Source organism: Microcoleus sp. F4-D5 (assembly GCF_036704885.1).
In the GTDB taxonomy this organism is placed as follows: Bacteria; Cyanobacteriota; Cyanobacteriia; order Cyanobacteriales; family Microcoleaceae; genus Microcoleus.
Genome location: NZ_JAUBSX010000026.1, coordinates 15,080 through 30,638 on the forward strand (window position 1 = coordinate 15,080; position 15,559 = coordinate 30,638).

Here is a 15,559-nt window from a genome sequence, read left to right on the forward strand (position 1 = left end):
ACGGGGTGACAACCCGTCAGCTTAGGTCTACCACATCTTTTGCTAGCTTTACAAGGAAAGCCGTGGCGCGTCATACAATATCTTTAAAAATTTTGAACATCTTTAAAAATTTCGTCAATATAGCACTCAATAAAAGCGTAATAAAGAATATTAAAACCAGAGCATAACCTGGAGATGGAAATATTCTCAAAAGCAATATTACGAAAAAACTATGTAGGCAATATACCCCTAATGATAAATCAGAAAATAATTTGACTATAAAATGCGGTTCAGATGTAACTTTTAGTGAAATTAAAGCGATCGACCAAGCACCAAAAACTAAAGATAGTCTAGAGTAAACTGGTAGAGCATCCTCAGAATCAGTTGGTAAAAAATCTTCTCTAAAGCCATTCCATAGTAACGGATAGTCTAAATATTTCCATTCAATAATAGCAAAGACAATAAATAATATTAATATCGATAAGTTTTTTTTGTTAAAATAAGAAAAACTATTTAGTTGAGTTTTAGATATTTCATTTTTTATGAGAAATGAGGAAAAAACATAAGGTACAAAGTTTAGAGGATTGAAGTGTTGCGCTAGAATAGCAAATTCCTTGCCAAAAAATATGACACTTAAAGGCAAAAGAAAAACAATTATACAAAAAAATATTAAAGCAGAATAACATATTAGTTCATTGTTTATTTGAGTTTTTTCAATATAAAAGGCAAATAATTCAGCGAAAGTGGTTAACAAGAGTAAAGAAAAGAAAAAATAAAATGGGTTAGAATAGCCGTCGGTAATAATAAAAACTATAAGTTTTCTCATATCAGTTAAATCAATTAACTGATTGACAGAAATTTCATTAATAATTAATAAATATAGGTGAAAAATTAATCCCCAGAACAAATAAAGCTTTATAAGCTTAAAACATCTTTTTTTAAAGAAGTAATATTGCTGTTTTTCTCTGCTGACAAAGAACAAAATAAAAGATAATTGAAAAAAGATAGGAACAGCCAAATCACATATGTTATAAGCAATAAAATTATACAGGCTCTTATAGCTTAACAAGAAGTTTGGTATACCTGCATGTATAGCAACAACTAGCATACAGCAAATAGCTCTAAGATAATCAAAACCATAAATTTTTTCCGAATTATATTTATTCATCTCTAATCCAAGTTGCTAATTACAAAAATGCCTGGTTTAATTAGTCATGTTACTAGGTGACACGATTTAGTGAATGCGAGCAATTCGGTTCGGGCTCCTACCGCAAAAGATCGCAGCTTGCATACAGATAGCATCATCTACTTTGAGGTTATCTATAACTACGATCGCCCCCGACGACAATTGTGGCGCTAGAATCTATGCAACACAGGTAACGAACACGGGGGTCTCGACATTACCGAAGATGTCACCATCGCCATCAATCCTTCTGAACTGAGCCCGCCCAGCAGCGAAACATTCTGTCCCTTGTTGCGTTTAATGCTGTGGGTCACTCCCCACTGATAGCTCAACGATACAAACGGGTCAGACCGAGATTGACCCCAGACTCATCGACAAATACCAAATTCCGTGAGTACACCCGACATCCCCAACAAAGAATAGTCTGTCGCATCGATCGGACTCGTGAGGTCTCCTGCTGCCTAGCATCTAGCGTTTTTTTATAACGCACTTTTAAGCGTCGCCGAAAGGGCGTGCATGGTAGTTACGCTCACCACAACCCCTGTCTGCTGCTGATAGCGCTCACATAGCTCAAAGAGGAGCGCATCGGGTTGCTCTGCTACTAAAGACCGTACCACATCCAACTGTTTCTCAGAAATCTGAGGTTGCACAGTCGCCCCGCGTGGCAGTGATTCCATCTGTCCGGTCTGCTGAAAACGGCGCAGCACTCACCCTTACAAAGCTCAAGTAGACCTTAAAGCCTACTGCTAGTTGACGCTGTGAACCTTCGCGAGCTTTCCAGGCATCTACATATCCGGCGGGGCAAATCTTGGGAATAAGTTACGGGCATCTTTTTCGGTAGCTTATTTTATTTTTTTCACTTATTAAGCTGATATCATATTTGAAATTATTTTTCAAGCCACCGTATGCGCTACTTTGAGGAATACTGTGAAGTACATCTGGAACCAGGTACTGCACCATGGACCTGGGTGTTTAGGAGTGACGAAAAAATTCGCATCAAATTTGGTGTCGCCTTATCTAATCATCCACATTGTGGACAAATAGCTTATGAGTTAAATGATGGACAAGGATATTGTGATTCAGGTCGAATTACGACATCTACTGAAGGCATTGTAGAAAATGGCTTCAAAATTTTTTCGGTCAACCTACCACCTATAAGTAGCGGGGGAGGATATCGATACAGACTGGGTTATGTCGATATTTTCGGTACGGAGCATACAAGTGTGCGATCGCGTTTTGTTATTGTATGTGATGAAGCACCTCGGTCAATGGCTGAGCTCCAATCAGGGTTTCTGGGATTTGTGAACAATCAGCCCGTGTATGGACCAACACCGCAAATTGAAATGACAGCCAGCCCGCAAGATTGGAATACACGTCTGTTTTACTCCATAATCATCGATAGATTTGCTCGGAGTTCGGCATTCAATGGCACTGGTCTAGGTGCAGTCAATTACGATCCCTGTTGTCCATATGCCAGTCATGGTGGAACAATTCGCGGCGCGATCGAGAAAATAGAATACTTGCAGTCATTGGGAATAAGAGCAATTATCCTTAGCCCTGTGTATGTCAACGCTGCTGACGGCTACCACGGCTATCATCCCATCCACCTGTTGATGGTCGATCCGCGTCTGGGTACACTCATGTGTCTGCGAGAGCTTGTTGCTAAAGCTCATCAAGCTGACATCGCTGTGATTTTAGATGTCGTCAACAATCACATCGCAGATAGTATTCAGTGGGAGCAGTATGGTGGTCCGACCGGAGGAGAGTTCAAATACTTGCAAAGCGATGACACCGCAGTGATGCCCTTTCCAATAGAAGTACAGAACACTGCACTTTTCCACGGTCCTGAATACACCGATATGGTGAATCAAAGACTATTTGGCTTCCTGGAAGATTGGCGAACAGAGACAAGCTATGTTCAAACTCTGCTGATCGAGCACCTCAAGTATTGGATTGCGGAAACGGACATTGATGGCTTTCGATACGATTCGGCACGTCACGTTGGTCTGGACTTCTGGAAGCCTTGCGTTGAAGAGATATCAAGGTACACTACCTACCTGGGCAAAAAGCAGTTTCTTCAGATAGCCGAACACGCTGGAAGTACTCACAAAGAATTAACAGCATACAATGGTGCGAAATTTTCTAATCTGATAGACTACCCAACGTATTATAACATCAAGCACTCTCTTGGTGATGGAAATTGGTTAGGGGGTCTAGCAGATTATTTTTGTGGTTTTCTTGCTCCATCACAGGCATATTATGCTGGTTGGAAAAACAATATTATGTTCTTAGATAACCAAGACACAACTAGAATATTTCATGAGTTTTCGAGTCGTATAGCACACCAAGATGATGTTCTAGTCCGTCTCCGCTTTGCTCTAGCTTGCTTGATTCTAGGGCCTCAAATACCTTCTATCTATCAAGGAACGGAGCAGGAGTTTTGTGGGGCACTAGGGAAGTATCAACGAGAGGATACAGGAGAGTGGATTGGCCATGATTGCTACGTGCGGGAAGATATGTTTAATAACCCTGCATGTGTTGGGCAGTTTGGTCCGATTAACCGAAAATCTTTGGCTCCCTACAACCAAACCCACCCAACCTTTGTACTGATTCGAGAGTTGGCCGAAATTAGATTTCAAAACAGACTCATTCAGAATGGAGTCCGCACTTTATTATGCTCTAGGAATAACGGTCTTTGGTGTGTACTCATTCACGATCCTGCTTTTGCTCTGCCGCTCTTTGTGGCTATGAACCTAGGAGCCAAACCAGTATTTGAGAAAGCTTTAAAGATCGAGAATTGCTATGGTGAGTTCTGCGGAGTCGATCTGCTGATTGCTACGTCTGGTGGAGAATTTCATGTTGTCGAAGGTGGCATACAAATTCGACTTCCTGCATTCACTTTTGTTTTAGGGCAACTCTGTCGGGATGAAACAGGACTTACGCAAGTACGCATATAGTGCAGAACCCGCAGTTGTTTTGTCATCTTTGTGCGACGAGATCGGGCAAGGTAACGGGAATTAAAGCGGAATAGATGGAATTACATTCGAGGCTTTTATCAACATAAAAATCGTACCAAAACTCTGGAAAGGTGCTTGTGTATCGATCGAAAACTATAGTATTCACAAGGTAAAAGAAATAAAAAAAGCCATTAACAAGGCGGGGGCAAAGTTAATATGTACTGTGCCTGCGTAAGTCCTGTAATATATAAAGAATGGAAACGGGAAGGAAGAGGGAAAAAGGAAGAAGGGCTGGACACGGATTTGGACACGGATATACGCATGAATTTAACTGTTGAATTTAACTGGGTTTCCTTTGGTCTCCCCATCTCCCCCTTTCGTTATCTCCCTCTTTGTCCATCTATTATTCCTCAACTTTTTCAGTATTGCCGCCTTTTACCCAACCTTCGCGGTTGCCATCCTCAATGCGAATTCGCTGCCACTCTTTGTCGGGCGACTCTTCCAAAACTACGACTCTTTCTTTGTAACCAACACCGCCAATGCGGTTCGAGTCTCGGCTACCAGTATCCCGGAGAATTAAGCCGATCGGCTGAGTCACCATCGCGCGGTAAGCTCCCGGTTCCAGCGGTTTGGGAGATGAGGCATCGCTAGATGTAGAAACAGCACTAGCCTGGGCTGTTGACTTCGGCGCAGTGCCTGCAACCTGAGTTGGTGTTTTGTCGTTGGAAAACACGGGTTTTTCAGGCGCAGTAGTTAGCTTAGCGGCAAAGTAAAGTGCAGCGGCCACGCTAGCACCTGCCATCAGGACGATCGCTAGCAGAAAACCCACTAAAAATTTGAAAACGCTATATACACTGTTCATAAAACCGCAAATGAAGGAAGAAGGAAGAAGGAAGAAGGAAGAGGGCAGAAGGCAGAAGGCAGAAGGCAGAGGGCAGAAGGTTGACTGTTGAGTGTTGACTGCTGAATGTTGAGTAAAATCTGATAACTGTCAACTGACAACTGGCTACTAACTTGAATGCTGACTTCAAAAGCTTAACCTTGAATCCGGCGGCTCAAACTGCCGTATCTAGAAGCAAGGCGAGCTTTCCCAGCAGCGGCCCAATCTTGGAGAAACTGAATTTGTTCTTGAGCCGTTCTGGCTAAAGGCACCATCTGACTAGCTGATTCTAAAATATCATCTGTGGTAAAGTCTCGATTTTGGCTAAATCCAATGTGCATGGCTTCAATCAAAGTTTGCTCGATTTCGGCCCCTGAAAAATCGGGAGTTTCGTAAGCTAAGCGTTCTACATCGTAATTTTTGATACTGTGCGATCGCAACCGCAACAAATGTACCTCAAAAATCGCCCGCCGTTCCTCCTGGCTGGGCAAACCGACAAAAAATATTTCGTCAAACCTGCCTTTTCTGAGCATTTCTGGCGGCAAAGACTGGATGTTGTTGGCTGTTGCGACTACAAACACCGGGGAAGTTTTTTCTGCCAACCAAGTAATAAAAGTCCCGAACACCCGGCTGGTTGTTCCGGAATCGCCTTTACCGTCCAATCCCCCAAAAGCTTTGTCAATCTCGTCTATCCACAGCACGCAGGGGGCCAAAGCTTCGGCTAGCTGAATCATTTGCCTGGTGCGGGATTCCGATTCTCCGACTAAGCCGGCAAACAAGCGCCCGACATCCAAACGCAGTAAAGGCAAATGCCAGTGGTGGGCGATCGCCTTTGCTGTTAAGGATTTTCCGGTTCCTTGAATTCCCACTAACAACAAACCTCTGGGATGCGGCAAACCGTATTGGCGGGCTCGTTCGGTAAAAGCACCGCCGCGCCGCAGCAGCCATTCTTTGAGATTGTCCAAACCGCCGATATCGGAGATATTTTCGCGGGCTGGGTAAAAATCCAGAATTTGAGTTTGGCGAATTGTTTGGCGCTTTTCTTCTAAAATCAGTTCCGCGTCGTCGGGATGGAGTTCGCCTCTGGTGGCGATCGCCTTTGCCAAAACTCTGCGGATTCGTTCGATCGACAACCCTTGACACGAGCGCACCATTTCGTCCAGCAAACGCCCTTCTATGGCTTGTCCGGTAGCCCCTAACAGCCTTTCTACCTCAATTTTGATTTCCGCCGCCGCAGGCAGGGGAAACTCCAAAACAGTCATCACTTCGCTGAGGTCTTCCGGGATCGAAATTAGAGGAGATACGATGACAATATTTTTGGGTACAGATTTGAGGAGTCTCGCCAAATTGCGCAGCTTGCGGGAAATCGAGACATCTTCCAAAAACCGCTGAAAGTCGCGCAGAATAAAAATTGCCGGCGCGGTTGCGGGTAATTTTTCGAGAAATTCCAAAGCTTGCAGCGGGTTGCGCTTGCCAAAACCGGCATCGTTGGGATTGCCTTGGTAGCCTTCAACAAAATCCCAGATGTAGACGGCGCGAGAACCCTGTTTTTTCGCGCATTGGGCGATCGCCGCTTCTACGCGCTCTTCCTCCCGTGTGGGAATGTAAATTAGGGGGTAGCGCGATCGCAGCAGCAGTTCAAACTCGTCGCTAAAAATAGTCATTAGTTATTAGTCAACCGACGAAGGCAATTGCCGTTTAAGTGCTGCCAGAGAGGCCCAGCGACTGTCCGATGCAGCTTTTGAGCTTTCTGTCTTTTCTGCATGATTTAAACTTATTCCCGGACATTTAGCATCGCATAGCTGTTTGTGCGGCAGTTCCAAACACATGTGCTCGTACACCCAATCGCCCGGAGAAAAATAGCCGCTTGGGGACAAATTTTCCACCAAATCTTCTAAAGCAACTTCTATTTCTGCTGAACTTGAATCTGTCTGATTTGCTGTTTCTTCTAGCCAGATTAGTTCAGATGAGTTGAGTGCCAAACGGTGATTGTATTGTTTCAAGCATCTGTGGCAGGTGAGAGTAACAATTGTTTCTGCTTTCGCCTTCACTTCAAGATAATTCCCTTGGTGAGTCACTTGCAGTCGCCCGCGCACCGGAGTCAGAGTTTCTAAATCGGGGATAAATTCTTCAAAATCAATGACCTCTTTCCGCTCTGTTTTTGTGAGGAGATGAGGGATATAAATTGTCTCCATAATAATCTCTGGCCGTTTTATTATGTTTGTCTCAACGCACAAGTCAAAAGTCAAAAGGAATAGCTAATCTTTCGCTTTTTCCTTTTTCCTTTTTTCTCTTTTTATTGTCAGCGCAGCCGCACTACCAAACGCCGATCTGGTTCTTGTCCTTGACTGTAAGTTTCTATATCCTCACATTCGCTCAAAAAGCTGTGGACTTGACGGCGTTCTGCCGAAGACAGCGATTTTATTTCTACTTCTACTCCCGTCGATCGCGCTTGATCTGCTGCGTACTCTGCCATAGAGCGCAATTCTTCTTGGCGGCGGATGCGATAGCCATTTAGTTCAACTGTATAAGGAATTGACACCTCTACTTCCTGACCTATATTCTGAACCGTGTTGCAGAGGTACTGAATGGCATCTATTACATTACCGTTTGGCCCGACTAAGATTGCTACTTGTTCTCGAGTCAGATTGCTTTCATCTATTGTCATCCAATAGCAATCTTCTTGTTGTTCGCATACCACTTTTGAAGGAATTGCGGACAGTTTTAGCAATTCTTCTAACCATTGCTGTCCGCGCTGCATTTGAGAATCTTTCATTGTTGTTAAAATCAAGCCTTTTTCTTAGAACGCTTGGGCTCAAAGGGAAGTGCATCTAATCCTTGTTCTTTTTTGGTTTTCGCCTCTGCTTCGTCCACTATTTTTTGGAGGTTTTCGGGCAGCGGTTCTCGCGACAAAATAAACGCCTGAACTGTCTGGAAGATGTTAGCAATCAGCATATACATCAACACGCCGGCGGGCAGGGGGAAGAACAAAAACATCCCTGAAAATATGACTGGCGTCAGTTTGTTGACTGTAGCCTGTTGAGGGTTGTCGTTTGGTCCTTGTGCTTGTCCCGAAAGAGTTTGGTTGATATACAAACTGATGCCGAAGCCCAGGATCATCACCAAAATATCCCAGTGGATTGTACCGTCTGAGTCGATCGCGCCAACGCGGCCTAGAGCTTCAATAAACAGGAATCCTTTGTTACTAGCCAATCCGGGGATTGTGCCTTGAACTGTAGCTTCACCGGGCGCTAATGCCGTGATGTTGCCCTGTTCATCTACCTTGACGATTTCTTCGCCTTTGATGACTTTCCAGCGGGGTTCAAAGTCGATTTCGCTCTTATTTTCTGCCGCTAAGGCTTTGAGAGGTTTGCCCTCTGGGGTTTGAAAATTAATCTTGGTTGTGTCGCCGACTGCGAGTTTGTCGCCGCCTGGAATTACGCCCACAACTGGAGCATGAAAAGTACCTGTGACGTAAATATTTTGTGGCGGTGTAGCAAAAGCTTGCGGTTGAACTGTTTCGATTTGTTCTTTCGGCAAAACTTGAACGTTGACGCTGTAATTTATGTCAGAAAACGGCGAACCCCGGAGCGTTGCAAACAGTGCAAACAGCACTGGCATTTGCAGCAATAACGGGAAGCATCCTGCTAGAGGATTGCCAAATTCTTTGTATACTTTGCTCATTTCCTCCTGCTGTTTGGCAGGGTTGTCTTTATAGAGTTTTTGAATTTGATCTACGCGCTCTTTCATCAACGGCTGCGCTACTTTCATGCGCCGCATATTGCGAAGAGAGCCTGCATTGAGAGGATAAAGAGCAAAGCGAATCACGAGCGTCAGAGCTACGATCGCTAAACCGTAGCTTGGCACGATCCCGTAGAAAAAATCTAGGATCGGGAGCATGAGGTTGTTGGAGAGAAACGAGATACCAAAATCCATTCGCTTGTTCGTTAATTTAGGTGCTCTATGTTTACTGTTGAGAACTATTTTTACCCGCTGAACGCGAGCCGCCTCAAATTTTCGGGTTTTGTCTCTATCTTAGGACATTGCCCGTCGATCGACCGCCCGGTCTGCGGGTTTGTGGTAATTAGCTGGCTAATACTCGCACTGAGTTTACCCTGATTTGAGGGTACAGCCGTTCGGTTATTTAGCTTTGGCAGCGTTTGCTTGTTGAGCTGCTGCCGGCAGTTTTTCGTTAATGTAGTCATACATTGCTCGAAATTTCGGAATAGCTCTGAGTTCCAACCGGCTGCCATTTTTCATGGTGAGCACCATGTCTCCGTAAGTCCCGAAACCGCGAGGTACTGTGACTATTTTGACTATATCTGAGTAGATAACGTCTGTCTGGTCGCCCCCCATCCAACCGCTAGTTACCGACACTCGGCGGCTCGTGATCCGGTAGCGCAGCCACAGAGCCCGGACAATTGCTCCTACTGCGAGGGGGATTCCCACCACAGTCAGCCCCAGGAGTAAGTTGAGGATCAAGTCTCCCAGCGCCGGGCCGCCTTCATAATATACTTCCTCTCGAATTCCCATTTAATACCTCGGCTTCTACCAACAACTGCTCTAATTCTTGCAGAATTTCTGCATAATTGCACTCTTGTGCGATCGGACGCACGACTATTACTAAATCCCACCCGCATTTTAATCGGGGCAATAGCTGGCGCAAAGCTGCCCGAATCTGACGCTTAATCCGGTTGCGGACTACAGCGCGCTTGCTAACCTTCAGGCTGATAGAAATGCCTGTGCGAGTGGGCTGCAAGGATTTCTCGGCTGTCGGTTTGCTTAATTCGACGCTTTTGGGTTTACGCAGAGCTCTTAAGCTGAAATGAGCCGAGTTGCGGCGCATTCCCTTGCGGTAGACGGCGCTGAAGTCTTTTCGGTGCTTGAGTCGGTTTGTCTCGGGCAACATGGCGTAGGGCGATCGTTGAGGTCTCTCAACCTTGATGCAGTGCTAGACTGCGAGGCGGTGGCGACCTTTGCTGCGGCGGGCTTTGATTACCAATCGACCGGTTACGGTACGCATTCTGGCGCGAAAACCGGATGTTCTTTTTCTTTTGCGGCTGGTTCCGTGCAGGGTTTGCTGTGTCATTTTGATTTCTCCGGGTTTGTTACTTTACTTTTGATTAATATTCACAATCTTCTAGTTTACCATAGAGTTGTTTTTTTGGCAATAAAATTTTTCCGATTTGAAATGAGAGTAAGACTGAAGTTGCGATCGCAGCCTTGAATGATTGGTAAAGGCTATAACGCCGACTTCTATTGACAGCATTACGGAAAGAATTCGATATTGGAAAAACAATGTGTTAATAAGAAGCTTTAAAAATTTTGCGCCGATTGTTGATCGAGGGTCTAAAAAGAAATGATTGGGATATACGAGCGAGCATGATGTAGTTGCTGAAAAAAGTTCTATCGCCCTTAACCAAAAACATCAGCTCCTCGCAGCTAAGACACTGTTAACGCAATCGCCGCCACGATCCCAGTATTGTCATGGTAGTATCTAATGAAGTTATACCATAAGAGTCAGCTCCGCTCTTTCTCATCGATCGAGTGGACTTTTCACCCCCACCCACCTCGATTTAATACGTGAGTATAAATCATGGTCATTTGCACATCTTTGTGTCCGAGGAACTCCTGTACAGTACGAATATCGTATCTAATATGTGCGTGGCAAAACTATGACCCAGAGTATATTGTAACCCAGCATCAAAAATGCAGATAGAAATCGAAGACCTTACGAACCCGGACGTGCACGCCCTACTACATGAACACTTGGCGGATATGCGAGAGCACTCGCCCCCAGGGAGCGTTCATGCTCTAGATCTGGACGGACTTAGGGCGAAGTCAGTTACTTTCTGGACTGTTAGAGAGTCTAGCGAATTGATGGGCTGTGGAGCCTTGAAGGAGTTGGATTCGCGATGGGGCGAAATCAAGTCAATGAGAACCTCCAAAGCACACTTGAGGAAGGGTGTCGCCACTAAGTTGCTAGAGCACATCCTTGACGAAGCAAAACGCCGACGGTACGAACGCGTGAACCTAGAAACCGGGTCAACAGATGCGTTTCAACCTGCAAGGTTGCTCTATGAGCGTTTTGGTTTTACTCGATGCCAACCCTTCGCTGACTACGAAGATAACTCTTTCAGTGTATTCATGACTATCGAGTTGTAGGTAGATCAACGTCTAGAACCCCTGCCTTAAGCGGGCTGAATACTCTCATAACTCTCGCTGCTTGCTTGTGTTTTGCCGATGCCGCCTAACAACGCCCCTGCACCTGACCGTACAAGGTTATGTACGAGTGTTCAAAGTTACTAGCGCTAGGTGATGGGCACGGTTATCTCCCTTCGTTTCTGAGTTGGGGCAGTACACAGCTCAGATAGATCGCCACTTATCACAAAGCAACAACCCGTGTTCGAGCTGGTGGACGAGATTTCGGTTTTGTTTTCACTACTATATCCCTAACTTTCTAAGATGATATTGCAAGGGCGCTCGCCCTTAACTGAAAAAAATCAAATCCCAGACTTTTCAAACTTCTCAAACTCCCAGAAGTCTGGGATTTCCTCTTCTATTCACAAAAAATCCAATCCCAGGCTTCTAAATTCCTCCGTCTTCTTCCCTTATTTGAGTTCAACATTTACCGTAGCAGACATCCCCGGTGCAATCCGCGATTCATAGCCTTTAATGCTTTGGGCATCAAACACAACTTTGACAGGAATCCGCTGCACAACTTTGGTGAAATTCCCCGTAGCATTATCGGGAGGCAATAAGGAGAATTGAGCGCCAGAAGCAGGGGAGAAACTATCGAGATGACCCTCAAATTTGCGGCCACCAAAAGCATCTAATTTGATTTCTACTTTTTGACCGGGTTTCATATTTGCCAGTTGCGTTTCTTTGAAGTTAGCAACTACCCGCAAATCGTTACTGACGATCGCCATTAACGGAGTTCCCGGCTGCACCCGCTGCCCGACTTCAACGGATTTGCGGCCGATTTGTCCGGCGGGTGCAGTAATGTTCGTGTAGGAAAGTTGCAGTTGAGCGTCTTTAACCGCATAGGAGCAGGTCAGTTATTTTTTCCGTAAACATATCTATTAGATATCTCCAATAATTTTATTGTGGAACAGGCAGGATGCCTGTTCAAAGCTGGCTTTTCTGGAGATGTCTATTAGACAAAACAGAACAACAGCACGACACGGATAGCACGGAGACACGGATGATATTGCCAGGACGATCGTCATACCCGGTAAAATATCAGCTAAGACTTCCGACCTGGAGTTAATATGGAAATCCGAATTGAACCTTACGACCCTCATCAACTTGATGCAGTCATTCGTCTTTCGCTGCGAGCATGGGCTCCGGTCTTTGATTCGATTGAGAACGTGTTGAACGCTGATGTCTACCGGGCATTCTATCCCGATCATTGGCGCGTGAGCCAACAAAAGGCTGTCGAGGATGTCTGCGCTGCGGAGGACACAAATGTATGGGTTGCGATCGACGCTAGTTCAACCGTGGGCTTTGTAGCCGTAAAACTACACTCGGAGGACATTATGGGTGAAATCTACATGGTTGCTGTCGATCCAGACTTTCAAGGTCAAGGGATTGGCACCGCTCTGATAGAATTTGCTCTCTCTTGGATGAAAGATGCTGGGATGTCTGTGGCTATGGTTGAGACCGGAGGCGATCCCGGTCATGAAAGAGCGCGTCGTACCTATGAAAAGGTGGGCTTCGAGGTGTTACCAGTCGCCAGATACTTCAAGAAGCTTTAGATCCGCAGGGATGGAAGACGAGCAAGAAACTGCGTAATTCCGTGTCAACATCCGGGTTCTTCGCTTATTTGAGTTCAACATTTACCGTAGCAGACATCCCCGGTGCAATCCGCGATTCGTAGCCTTTAATGCTTTCAGGATCGAACACAACTTTGACAGGAATCCGCTGCACTACTTTGGTGAAATTGCCCGTAGCGTTATCGGGAGGCAATAAGGAGAATTGAGCGCCAGAAGCAGGGGAGAAACTATCGAGATGACCCTCAAACTTGCGACCACCAAAAGCATCTAATTTGATTTCTACTTTTTGACCGGGTTTCATGTTTGCCAGTTGCGTTTCTTTGAAGTTAGCAATTACCCACAAATCGTTACTTACTATAGCCATTAACGGAGTTCCCGGCTGCACCCGCTGCCCGACTTCAACGGATTTGCGGCCGATTTGTCCGGCGGCGGGAGCAGTAATGTTCGTGTAGGAAAGTTGCAGTTGAGCGTCTTTAACTGCGGCTTCCGATTGCCCGATCGCAGCTTTAGCAGCATCATACTGCGATCGGCTGACTTTAGTTTGTTCGCCCGTAGCTTGAGCCTGTTGCAATCCGCCCTTTGATGCAGCAAGTTTGGCTTCGGCGGTGCTGATACCTTCTTGCGCTAGGGCGACTTTAGCTCGAGCGCTGGCGACACCGACTTGGGCGCGCGCTACTTGGGATTGAGCTTGTTTTACCCCTTCTCGAGCTTGGGCTACTGCTGCTTGGGCTGCGGTTACGCCTTCCTTGGCTTGGGCTAAGCGCGCTCTGGCTTGGGCAATTCCTTGTTGGGCTGCGGTGGTTTGGCCTTGGGCTACTTCGTAGGCGGCTCTGGCTGCGTCTAGCTGCTGGCGGGCGATCGCACCTTCTGCCTGCAAGCTTTCGTACCGTTTATAATCAGCTTGCGTCTTGACTAGGTTGGCTTGCGCTTGTACTAGCTGAGCTTGCGCTGCGGCAATGCCGGCTTCGGCTTCCGTCACTTTGGCTTGGGCTTGAGGAATGCCGGCTTCGGCTTGGGCGACTTTGGCTTGGGCTGCGGGTACGCCGGCTTCGGCTTCAGCAACGGTGGCTTCTGCTGCGGGTACGCCTTCCTGGGCTTCTCTGAGTGCTGCTTGGGCGGTGGAAATCGCAGCGTTTGCACCGCTGATATCTCCTTGGGCTTGGGCTGTTTTGCCTTGGCTGGTTTGAGAGGCTAGGGAAATATTGGCTTCGGCTGCTTCGGCTTGGCGGCGGGCGTTTTCTAAGGCTGCTTGGGCTTGTTGGACTTTAACTTGGTAGTCGCGGGGGTCGAGTTCGATCAGCAGTTGTCCGGGTTTTACTTGTTGGTTGTCTTCTACCAAGACTTCGCTGACAGTACCGTTGACGCGGCTGCTGATTTGGTGGATGTGTCCGGCTACTGTGGCGTTTTCGGTTTCTTGGTGGATGGAGGCGTATTGCCAGTAGCGGTAGCCGAAGCTGCCTGCAGCGATCGCCCCTAGGCCCAGCGCTGCGAAAATCAGCGGTTTCTTGGACTTTTTCTTGGGTGTTGCAGCCCCCGGTAGGGGTGCTTGCAGTTCTGTTTCTGCGTCTGTTTTGACATCGGCGGGGGTGCTGATTTCTGTTTCTGGGGCGGGGATTACTGGCAGGCTTTTAGCTTGGGTGTCGTCTATCGGCTTTTCTAATACGGCGACTGCTTTGCCGTTAACGTTGCCGTTGAATTCTGCTGGGTTGATTTCGTTTGTGCCTTTCATTGTATTTGACTCCTGATAGTTTAGTAAGATGTCGTTTGTTTAGGGTACGTAGTTTTTATTTAGTAAGACTGCTTGTTTTAAGAATGCGTAGTATTTTGCGATGATTTGTAATGTAGTGGAGGTAGATGCTGCTGCGCTTCACTCAAAAGAGCGATTTGTCGGTTTAGGAGAGATTGACGATCGCCCGATCGATCATTTGGGAAAAGAGTTCTCGATCGGCCTCTGGAATGCCATCGAAAGCTCGATCTCTAATTGCAGCTACCAGCGGGGGCAATACCTCTTGCAGTTCCGTGCCGGAGTCTGTCAGCCAAATGCGCCAAATCCGGCGATCGCGACAATCTCTCTCCCGGCGGACTAGGCCTCTTTCTTCCATGCGATCGAGCACGCCTGTCAGCGTCCCGCCTACCTGTTGCAGTTTGTCGCCAATGCTGGAAGTCGGCAAACCGTCTTCTTGCCACAAGCAACACAGTACCAGCCAGTGAAAAGGCGTCAGCCCAAAGGGTTCGAGTACCTCTTGCAGTCGGCGGCTGCTTAGCTGCCCCAGCAGTTTGATCCGGTAGCCCAGGCTTTGGGGGGCGAGAACTTCGTGCCACTGAGCTAGATTTATACGATCGACAGTGGATGTAATAACCATCTGCTTATTAGTTAGCGTGCGTATTATTAGAGTATGATGTTTTTTGGGATTTTGTCAAGGGGGCGCAAGCAGATTTTTTGAGGCCGACAGCTATGCTAAAACCGGGAATCCCTATGGGACTTAAGTCCCAGGCTAAAAGCTGAAGTAGGTTGAAACTGACATCTTGCAGCAAAATCAATAAGAGGATTTTTAGTCGGGCGGGTTTATAGAAGCTATTTGCAAGCTTTAAGGCTGTTGGCGAACCCGCCCCTACGGCTAATTGAGAATGGTGCAAGATCTCAGTTGAAACCTACTAAAAAATTCAAGCTTAACTGATGGGATGCTCTATCGTTCGATCGAGACTGCCACTGCTTTTTATATCAAGTCCGGTTAATTACTGATCAAACTTATACGGGCATAGGCCTCCGCGGGCATAGGGTATA

17 protein-coding genes are annotated in these 15,559 nt (G+C 46.4%); 3 read left to right on the forward strand and 14 right to left on the reverse strand.

The window, feature by feature from the left end; genetic code table 11:
• Positions 1-70 precede the first annotated feature (70 nt).
• Positions 71-1,147 (reverse strand): acyltransferase family protein, encoded by a 1,077-nt coding sequence (locus QUA80_RS14270; protein ID WP_333425470.1) that lies wholly within the window; start codon positions 1,145-1,147, stop codon positions 71-73.
• Between the two features lie 494 nt (positions 1,148-1,641).
• Entirely contained in the window at positions 1,642-1,839 is a 198-nt protein-coding gene (locus QUA80_RS14275) for a hypothetical protein (RefSeq protein WP_333425472.1), read from the reverse strand.
• A 228-nt stretch (positions 1,840-2,067) separates the two neighbouring features.
• On the opposite strand from QUA80_RS14275, the gene QUA80_RS14280 reads away from it, so the two are divergent.
• Positions 2,068-4,119, forward strand: a complete 2,052-nt coding sequence (locus tag QUA80_RS14280; protein ID WP_333425474.1) for an alpha-amylase family glycosyl hydrolase — start codon at positions 2,068-2,070, stop codon at positions 4,117-4,119.
• A 403-nt stretch (positions 4,120-4,522) separates the two neighbouring features.
• Here QUA80_RS14280 and QUA80_RS14285 read toward each other — a convergent pair whose 3' ends face one another.
• From QUA80_RS14285 to QUA80_RS14325, 9 genes are all read right to left on the reverse strand, one after another.
• A complete protein-coding gene (locus QUA80_RS14285) occupies positions 4,523-4,981 on the reverse strand; it encodes an SH3 domain-containing protein (protein WP_333425476.1) in 459 nt (152 codons plus the stop codon).
• Positions 4,982-5,154: 173 nt separating this feature from the next.
• The gene (locus tag QUA80_RS14290; RefSeq protein WP_333425478.1) at positions 5,155-6,663 is read right to left on the reverse strand and encodes an AAA family ATPase; all 1,509 of its coding nucleotides are present in this window, start codon (positions 6,661-6,663) and stop codon (positions 5,155-5,157) included.
• A gap of 6 nt (positions 6,664-6,669) precedes the next feature.
• On the reverse strand, positions 6,670-7,194 hold the full coding sequence (locus QUA80_RS14295; protein WP_333425480.1) for a YceD family protein: 525 nt from the start codon (positions 7,192-7,194) through the stop codon (positions 6,670-6,672).
• 107 nt (positions 7,195-7,301) lie between these two features.
• Positions 7,302-7,775, reverse strand: a complete 474-nt coding sequence (locus QUA80_RS14300; RefSeq protein ID WP_333425482.1) for a R3H domain-containing nucleic acid-binding protein — start codon at positions 7,773-7,775, stop codon at positions 7,302-7,304.
• An 11-nt stretch (positions 7,776-7,786) separates the two neighbouring features.
• Positions 7,787-8,935, reverse strand: a complete 1,149-nt coding sequence (yidC, locus tag QUA80_RS14305) for a membrane protein insertase YidC (protein WP_333425484.1) — start codon at positions 8,933-8,935, stop codon at positions 7,787-7,789.
• Positions 8,936-9,139: 204 nt separating this feature from the next.
• Positions 9,140-9,532: a PH domain-containing protein gene (locus QUA80_RS14310; protein ID WP_333425486.1), complete on the reverse strand. Its 393-nt coding sequence runs from the start codon at positions 9,530-9,532 to the stop codon at positions 9,140-9,142.
• Entirely contained in the window at positions 9,504-9,908 is a 405-nt protein-coding gene (rnpA, locus tag QUA80_RS14315; protein ID WP_333425488.1) for a ribonuclease P protein component, read from the reverse strand. Before rnpA ends, QUA80_RS14310 begins: the two co-directional genes overlap by 29 nt.
• A gap of 42 nt (positions 9,909-9,950) precedes the next feature.
• Positions 9,951-10,088 carry a 50S ribosomal protein L34 gene (gene rpmH, locus QUA80_RS14320; protein ID WP_015174196.1) on the reverse strand — a complete coding sequence of 46 codons (138 nt, stop codon included), beginning with the start codon at positions 10,086-10,088 and terminating at the stop codon, positions 9,951-9,953.
• A 467-nt stretch (positions 10,089-10,555) separates the two neighbouring features.
• The gene (locus QUA80_RS14325) at positions 10,556-10,657 is read right to left on the reverse strand and encodes a tyrosine-type recombinase/integrase (RefSeq protein WP_445302236.1); all 102 of its coding nucleotides are present in this window, start codon (positions 10,655-10,657) and stop codon (positions 10,556-10,558) included.
• 51 nt (positions 10,658-10,708) lie between these two features.
• Here QUA80_RS14325 and QUA80_RS14330 point away from each other — a divergent pair, with 51 nt between their 5' ends.
• Positions 10,709-11,164, forward strand: coding sequence for a GNAT family N-acetyltransferase (locus QUA80_RS14330; RefSeq protein WP_333425490.1), 456 nt, complete (start codon positions 10,709-10,711; stop codon positions 11,162-11,164).
• 446 nt (positions 11,165-11,610) lie between these two features.
• Here the strand turns inward: QUA80_RS14330 and QUA80_RS14335 are convergent, their stop codons facing one another.
• Positions 11,611-12,057 carry an HlyD family secretion protein gene (locus tag QUA80_RS14335; protein ID WP_333425580.1) on the reverse strand — a complete coding sequence of 149 codons (447 nt, stop codon included), beginning with the start codon at positions 12,055-12,057 and terminating at the stop codon, positions 11,611-11,613.
• 213 nt (positions 12,058-12,270) lie between these two features.
• Between QUA80_RS14335 and QUA80_RS14340 the strand changes: the two genes are divergently transcribed.
• The gene (locus tag QUA80_RS14340) at positions 12,271-12,756 is read left to right on the forward strand and encodes a GNAT family N-acetyltransferase (RefSeq protein ID WP_333425492.1); all 486 of its coding nucleotides are present in this window, start codon (positions 12,271-12,273) and stop codon (positions 12,754-12,756) included.
• A gap of 64 nt (positions 12,757-12,820) precedes the next feature.
• On the opposite strand, the gene QUA80_RS14345 is transcribed toward QUA80_RS14340, so the two are convergent.
• Positions 12,821-14,503, reverse strand: a complete 1,683-nt coding sequence (locus QUA80_RS14345) for an HlyD family efflux transporter periplasmic adaptor subunit (protein ID WP_333425494.1) — start codon at positions 14,501-14,503, stop codon at positions 12,821-12,823.
• A 163-nt stretch (positions 14,504-14,666) separates the two neighbouring features.
• Entirely contained in the window at positions 14,667-15,137 is a 471-nt protein-coding gene (locus QUA80_RS14350) for a MarR family transcriptional regulator (RefSeq protein ID WP_333425496.1), read from the reverse strand.
• Between the last annotated feature and the right edge of the window lie 422 nt (positions 15,138-15,559).

Bases quoted from the DNA above. Each gene is read 5' to 3' on its own strand.
- QUA80_RS14350 (WP_333425496.1), bottom strand. From the start codon at position 15,137: ATGGTTATTACATCCACTGTCGATCGTATAAATCTAGCTCAGTGGCAC.
- rpmH (WP_015174196.1), bottom strand. From the start codon at position 10,088: ATGACACAGCAAACCCTGCACGGAACCAGCCGCAAAAGAAAAAGAACA.
- QUA80_RS14300 (WP_333425482.1), bottom strand. From the start codon at position 7,775: ATGAAAGATTCTCAAATGCAGCGCGGACAGCAATGGTTAGAAGAATTG.
- QUA80_RS14345 (WP_333425494.1), bottom strand. From the start codon at position 14,503: ATGAAAGGCACAAACGAAATCAACCCAGCAGAATTCAACGGCAACGTT.
- yidC (WP_333425484.1), bottom strand. From the start codon at position 8,935: ATGGATTTTGGTATCTCGTTTCTCTCCAACAACCTCATGCTCCCGATC.
- QUA80_RS14340 (WP_333425492.1), top strand. From the start codon at position 12,271: ATGGAAATCCGAATTGAACCTTACGACCCTCATCAACTTGATGCAGTC.
- QUA80_RS14295 (WP_333425480.1), bottom strand. From the start codon at position 7,194: ATGGAGACAATTTATATCCCTCATCTCCTCACAAAAACAGAGCGGAAA.
- QUA80_RS14280 (WP_333425474.1), top strand. From the start codon at position 2,068: ATGCGCTACTTTGAGGAATACTGTGAAGTACATCTGGAACCAGGTACT.
- QUA80_RS14270 (WP_333425470.1), bottom strand. From the start codon at position 1,147: ATGAATAAATATAATTCGGAAAAAATTTATGGTTTTGATTATCTTAGA.
- QUA80_RS14275 (WP_333425472.1), bottom strand. From the start codon at position 1,839: ATGGAATCACTGCCACGCGGGGCGACTGTGCAACCTCAGATTTCTGAG.
- QUA80_RS14285 (WP_333425476.1), bottom strand. From the start codon at position 4,981: ATGAACAGTGTATATAGCGTTTTCAAATTTTTAGTGGGTTTTCTGCTA.
- QUA80_RS14330 (WP_333425490.1), top strand. From the start codon at position 10,709: ATGCAGATAGAAATCGAAGACCTTACGAACCCGGACGTGCACGCCCTA.
- QUA80_RS14290 (WP_333425478.1), bottom strand. From the start codon at position 6,663: ATGACTATTTTTAGCGACGAGTTTGAACTGCTGCTGCGATCGCGCTAC.
- rnpA (WP_333425488.1), bottom strand. From the start codon at position 9,908: ATGTTGCCCGAGACAAACCGACTCAAGCACCGAAAAGACTTCAGCGCC.
- QUA80_RS14310 (WP_333425486.1), bottom strand. From the start codon at position 9,532: ATGGGAATTCGAGAGGAAGTATATTATGAAGGCGGCCCGGCGCTGGGA.